Genomic DNA, 3,864 nt, shown 5'->3' with positions numbered 1-3,864 from the left:
CCGGCAGCAATGCGGTGCAGGGCGCCCGTCTCACGGAGGTAACCGGCGATCTCCTCATAGAGGGGCTCCCATCCCCCGGTCAGGACCAGGGTGGGGACGCCCGGAACGATGTGCAGCGGTGCCTCCCACGACGGTGATTGCAGCCGCAGCCGCCTGGCCGAGCGCTTCTCCTCGGCAGTGACCGGCTCCTGGAGGTCCGTGGCGTAGACCCGCCGGACGAACTCCCGCTGGAAATCCTCGTCGCTGAGTTGGCGGCGGACGTCGAACAACGGCTGCATGAGGCGGATATGGGCCGCTGTGGCCGGCAGTTCCGCTGTAAGGGAGAGGCACGCCGGCTCCACGAGGGTCAGCGAATAGACGAGGTCTGGCCGTTCGACGGCGGCCATCATGGCGGCGATGGCCCCTTGTGCATGAGCCACGATGTGTCCGCCCGCGGCACCGCGGCCGTCGTCGGCCAGGGACCGCAGCACGATGGCCGTGTCCTCGGCGAAGGAGGACTCCACGGGTTCGGCGACGGGATCGTACCCGTGGCGGCGCAGGAACAGTGCGTCGTAGGACAGCGCCATACCGTGTTGGCGCGGCCAGGCCGCGGCACCGAAACTTCCGGCGCCGTGCACGAACACTACCCTCTGCTTGAACATGACCCAACCCTATTCCACGGCACCGGCAACCCCTGCAAACGGCAACAGGTGTCGTTTTGAGCCCTCAAAACGACACCTGCTGCTACCTGGTTGGGATGCTGTTACTTGCCGAGGAACTTGTCGAAGCCCTTGGGCAGGTTCAGCTGGGACGGATCGAAGTCGCTCCCCTGCTGGCCGAAGGCCGCGCCGGTGGGCAGGGCCTTGGCTGCATTGGCACGCCGTGCTTCGGCGTCCTTGCGCTCCTGGGCGGCCTTTGCAGGGTTGCCCGACTTTGCCTTCTTCTTCGGTGCGTTCTTGGCGTTCTTCCGGGCTCCGCCGCCCGCCCCGGGCATTCCGGGCATCCCGGGCATTCCCGGCATGCCCCCCTGGGCCATCTTCTTCATCATCTTCTGGGCCTGGGCGAATCGTTCCAGCAGTCCGTTGACCTCGGAAACGTGCACACCGGAGCCGCGCGCGATGCGGGCGCGGCGGGATCCGTTGATGATCTTGGGCGCAACGCGCTCGTGCGGGGTCATGGAGCGGACAATCGCTTCCACGCGGTCGATCTCGCGCTCGTCGAACTGCTCCAGCTGCTGGCGGATGTTCTGCGCGCCGGGCATCATCATGAGCATCTTCTTCATGGAGCCCATGTTGCGGATCTGCTGCATCTGGGCCAGGAAGTCGTCCAGGGTGAAGTCCTCCTGGTCGGCGAACTTCTTCGCCATCCGGGCAGCTTCATCTTTGTCCCAGGACTTTTCGGCCTGCTCGATGAGCGTGAGGACATCGCCCATGTCCAGGATGCGCGAGGCCATCCGGTCCGGGTGGAACAGCTCGAAGTCGTCCAGGCCCTCGCCGGTGGAGGCGAACATTACGGGCTTACCGGTGACCGACGCGACGGACAGCGCGGCACCACCGCGGGCGTCGCCGTCGAGCTTGGAGAGGACGATGCCGGTGAAGTTGACGCCTTCGTCGAAGGCGTGCGCCGTGTTCACGGCGTCCTGGCCGATCATGGCGTCGATAACAAACAGGACTTCGTTGGGCACGATGGCGCGGCGGATCTGGCGTGCCTGTTCCATCATGTCGGCGTCGACGCCGAGGCGGCCCGCGGTGTCAACGATGACGACGTCGTGCAGCTTCTGGCGGGCTTCCTCGACGCCGGCACGCGCCACCGCCACGGGGTCACCCGCAGGGTGCTCAAGTTCGGACGAGGTGGCGCCCGGGTGGGGCGCGAACACCGGCACGTTGGCGCGCTGGCCCACCACCTGCAACTGGGTGACGGCGTTGGGTCGCTGCAGGTCACAGGCCACCAGCATGGGGCTGTGGCCCTGCGCCTTCAGCCACTTGGACAGCTTGCCGGCCAGGGTTGTCTTACCGGCACCCTGCAGGCCTGCCAACATGATGATGGTGGGGCCGTTTTTGGCGAGCCGGATGCGGCGGGTCTCGCCGCCGAGGATCTCCACGAGTTCCTCGTTGACGATCTTGACGATCTGCTGGCTCGGGTTCAGTGCGGCCGATACCTCGGCGCCCAGGGCGCGTTCGCGGACCCGCCCCGTGAATTCCCGGACAACGGGGACTGCAACGTCGGCGTCCAGAAGGGCGCGGCGGATCTCGCGGACTGTTGCATCGACGTCGGCCTCGGTGAGGCGGCCTTTGCCGCGGAGATTCTTGAAGGTTGCTGTCAACCGGTCAGAGAGTGAATTGAACACGCGCCGTGCACTTCTTTCAGTGGATGATCGGGACTCGACTATCTAGGGTACCAAGTCGGGCACCCAAGATGGCATGCTGGCAAAATGACGAGCCAAACAACTGTAAGAACCCTGCTCATCCTCGGTGCCTCCGGCGATCTTACCGGCCGGCTCCTCCTGCCCGGGCTGGCGCGGCTGGTGGCGAAGGGCCGCGCGGCAGGGCTGCGGCTCGTCGGGGCGGGATCTGATCCGTGGACCCCGGAACAGTGGCGGGAGAGGGTGCATTCGTCGTTTGCTGCAACCGCCGAAGCCGCAGCCGCCGAGGGACAGGAAGCGCTTCAGGCGCTCGAAAAGGAAACTGTCTACCATCAGCTGGACGTCACCGCCGGCGGCGGCCTTGCCGCACTGCTGCGCAGCCTCGAGGGGCCCGTGGCCGTCTATTTTGCGCTCCCGCCGAAGATCAGCCAGCTCGCGTGTGAGGCCTTGCAGCCCGAGGACGTCCCGGACGGGACGCGGCTGGTGATGGAGAAACCGTTCGGGTCGGGCGAGGAATCCGCACGGTCCCTTAACCGGACCCTGGTGCGGCTGGTGCCCGAGGACCACATCCACCGGGTTGACCACTTCCTGGGCAAGGCCACCGTGCTGAACATCCTGGGCCTGCGCTTTGCCAACAACTTCCTTGAGCCCGTCTGGAACCGCCACCACATTGAAAAGGTGGAAATCATCTTTGACGAGGACCTGGCCCTGGAAGGGCGGGCGCGCTACTACGACGGCGCCGGCGCCCTCCGGGACATGATCCAAAGCCACCTGCTGCAGATTATGGCCCTGATGGCCATCGAGCCGCCGGCCACCGTGGGCGAGCGGGACCTGCGCGATGCCATCTCCGCCGTCCTTCGGGCCAGCAGCGTCCGTGCCCCCTTCGCCGCCTCCACCCGCAGGGCACGCTACACCGCAGGCTCTGTGGCAGGAAAGGCGGTGCCGGACTACGCCAGGGAGGAGGGAGTGGACGCGGACCGCGGAACCGAAACCCTCGCGGAGATCCAGATAGGGATCGACAACTGGCGCTGGAAGGATGTCCCGTTCGTCCTGCGGTCCGGCAAGGCTTTGGGTGCCAAGCGCAAGGAAGCCGTGGTCACGTTCCGCCCGGTCCCCCACCTGCCCAAAGGCTTCACGGGCGTGGACTCCCCAAACCAGCTGCGGATCGGCTTCGGCCCGGATACTTTGCAGTTCGACGTCGATGTCAATGGCCCCGGAGACATCTTCAGCCTGAGCCGGGCCACCCTTCAGGCCGAACTGAGTGCCTCCGAACTCCTCCCCTATGGCGAAGTCCTGGAGGGCGTGCTCGCCGGTGATCCCCTGCTGTCTGTCCGCGGCGACACCGCGGAGGACTGCTGGCGGATTGTTGAGCCGGTGCTTCTGGCCTGGCAGCGCAACGACGTCCCGCTTGAGGAGTACGACGCCGGTTCGGCCGGGCCCGCTTCCTGGCCTACCGCAGGGCGTGCTGACAGCGGGTCCTGAGGACCGGGCGCACGACTTACGGCCCTGCGCTATTAACGACA

The 3,864-nt window shown here is 66.4% G+C and carries 3 protein-coding genes; 1 reads left to right on the top strand and 2 read right to left on the bottom strand.

What is annotated here, in order from left to right; translation table 11 throughout:
- Window positions 1-641, bottom strand: a 641-nt coding sequence (locus P2Q66_RS21140) for an alpha/beta hydrolase (RefSeq protein WP_275731316.1), incomplete at its 3' end; no start/stop codon positions are given.
- Between the two features lie 101 nt (window positions 642-742).
- Window positions 743-2,326: a signal recognition particle protein gene (gene ffh / locus P2Q66_RS21135; RefSeq protein WP_275731314.1), complete on the bottom strand. Its 1,584-nt coding sequence runs from the start codon at window positions 2,324-2,326 to the stop codon at window positions 743-745.
- An 84-nt stretch (window positions 2,327-2,410) separates the two neighbouring features.
- Here ffh and P2Q66_RS21130 point away from each other — a divergent pair, with 84 nt between their 5' ends.
- Entirely contained in the window at window positions 2,411-3,823 is a 1,413-nt protein-coding gene (locus P2Q66_RS21130; protein ID WP_275731312.1) for a glucose-6-phosphate dehydrogenase, read from the top strand.
- Window positions 3,824-3,864: the final 41 nt, after the last annotated feature.

Source organism: Arthrobacter sp. Cr_A7 (genome assembly GCF_029222765.1).
Taxonomy (GTDB): domain Bacteria; phylum Actinomycetota; class Actinomycetes; order Actinomycetales; family Micrococcaceae; genus Arthrobacter.
This window is presented reverse-complemented; position numbering and strand designations above follow the sequence as displayed.

Excerpts from the sequence above, each read along its gene's own strand:
- P2Q66_RS21130 (WP_275731312.1), top strand. The coding sequence starts at position 2,411 with ATGACGAGCCAAACAACTGTAAGAACCCTGCTCATCCTCGGTGCCTCC.